We start from the raw sequence: 1,984 nt of genomic DNA, 5'->3' as shown, positions 1-1,984 counted from the left end.
CGGCGGTACCGATAGCTTGCCGAGCGGCACTGCGCGGCCCATGCCCGCCGACACCCCTGGCCCATGGGCCTCAACCAACGTGGCCGCCGACGCGTCCACGGACGTCGATGAGGCTAGACCGGCGCCGGTAGCCGCTCCCATCGCGGCCGGCGAGCCCAGCATCGACACTTTGCCGGTAGTGAGAATCAACGGAAAAAGCATCAGCATAATGCCCTGAGCAACGAGATTCGGGGCCGAACTCTGTATAGCCATTCCCCCGGTCATGTTCATAAATACATTTAATTCTCCGACGGTCGCATTATCTATAAACGGACTGTTGGCTATCGCCTCGAACGGGTCCCAATTCAGGATCGATGACCCCGCGTGAGCGGATGTCGCAGCGGCGGCCGCTTGGCCAGCAGACCTAGTTGGGTTGGTGGTTTGGGGTGCGGGGGTGAAAGTGGTCAGCTTGGGTGCTGCCGCGGCGGTGTTGACCGCGTAGGTGTGCATCGCGGTGGCGTCTTGCGCCCACATTTCGCTGTAATCGGCTTGATTGGCCGCGATCGCTGCGGTGTTCTGCCCAAAGACGTTGGTGTTGAGCAGGGTTGCCAGCGCGGCACGGTTGGCCGCGATCACCGACGGCGGAACCGTGCCGGCAAAAGCCTCCTCATAGGCCGCTACCGTGGCCCTGGCCTGATTCGCGGTCTGAGCAGCCTGTGCGGCAGTGGTGTTCATCCACCGCAAATACGGTTCAACAGCGGCGAGCATCGCCGCCGCCGAACCGCCCCGCCAGGAACCGTCGGTCAACTCGGTGATCACCGCCCGATACGAATTCGCTGCCGATGTCAGCGCCGCCGCCAACCGATCCCAGGCGCTAGCAACAGACAACATCGGCGCCGAACCAGCCCCGGCATACATCCGCGCCGAATTGACCTCCGGCGGCAACACCGCAAAATCAATCATCAACGTCGCTCACCTGTCTCTACGATTGCCATTTCCGGCCGGGTTAGGGACCAGCAATTTCGCCAGTAACGTCGCATGATCACCTCCGTCCGGATACCGGTCCCAGACCGGCTAGCCTGAGCAACGAATCCGCCGAGCGCTCAAGCGCATCGCGTTCCGTTGCCAAGTCCGATAGCATCTGACGCAATCTTCGGAGTTCTTCGCGCCCACTCGCTGTGGCCTCGTGGCCAGCGGGTGGGCAAGGCCGGATAGAACGGTGCTGGACAGCACCACCAGCATCGGTCGCCCGGGCGGTCTGCGGATTCGCCTCGGCGTTGGATTGACCGCCCGATTCTCGCTGGCCACTGCTTGGAGCATTGACCATGCCGGCAACCGGCGGAATCCCACCGAGCATGCCGCCCGGTGCAGCTATTCCAGCCTCCGGCAAATTCGCCACACCCGTAGTCGGCAATACCGCCGCCGCAAGCCGAATCCTTTGGGGAGCCGAACCCCATGCCGGTGGCGCCGACAAGCCGCCGACCGGCGTCGCGCGGCCCAGCCCCGCCGACACCTCTGATCTGTAGCAATCTGCTGAGGTGGGCGCAGATGCCCCGAGCGGTGTCGATGGAACCGGATCGATGCCAGGGGATACCGACGAAGCTAGTTCTGCACCGGGGCCGCCAGCCGTAGTGAGCGATGCAGCGAAACCTCGTGCGGCCGTTTCGGCGCCGACGACGGCCGGAGTAAAAAACATCAACTCGATCTGCGCGGGCCCGAATGCGCCTAACGGAATATCTTCATATACAGTCACGTCTCCGACGAATGTGGCCAACCCGCTAATGGTTGGGTTGGAGGCGATCTGTTTCGCTAGCTGAGTCAGTGGCCCCGGAGTGGCGGCGGCAGCGGTGGGGTTGGTGGTTTGGGGTGCGGGGGTGAAAGTGGTCAGCTTGGGTGCTGCCGCGGCGGTGTTGACCGCGTAGCTGTGCATCGCGGTGGCGTCTTGCGCCCACATTTCGCTGTAATCGGCTTGATTGGCCGCGATCGCTGCGGTGTTCTGCCCAAA

The 1,984-nt window shown here is 63.4% G+C and carries 2 protein-coding genes and 1 pseudogene; all 3 read right to left on the bottom strand.

The window, feature by feature from the left end:
* Positions 1-897: PPE family protein (locus AC2VON_RS09200; protein WP_486952674.1), on the bottom strand; the 897-nt coding region annotated here is incomplete at its 3' end.
* A 124-nt stretch (positions 898-1,021) separates the two neighbouring features.
* Positions 1,022-1,675 carry a PE/PPE C-terminal domain-containing protein gene (locus AC2VON_RS09195; RefSeq protein ID WP_486952673.1) on the bottom strand — a complete coding sequence of 218 codons (654 nt, stop codon included), beginning with the start codon at positions 1,673-1,675 and terminating at the stop codon, positions 1,022-1,024.
* A 111-nt stretch (positions 1,676-1,786) separates the two neighbouring features.
* Positions 1,787-1,984, bottom strand: a pseudogene (locus AC2VON_RS09190) (PPE domain-containing protein); the annotation flags it as partial.

This window comes from Mycobacterium sp. TH-M82 (assembly GCF_057473605.1).
This window is presented reverse-complemented; position numbering and strand designations above follow the sequence as displayed.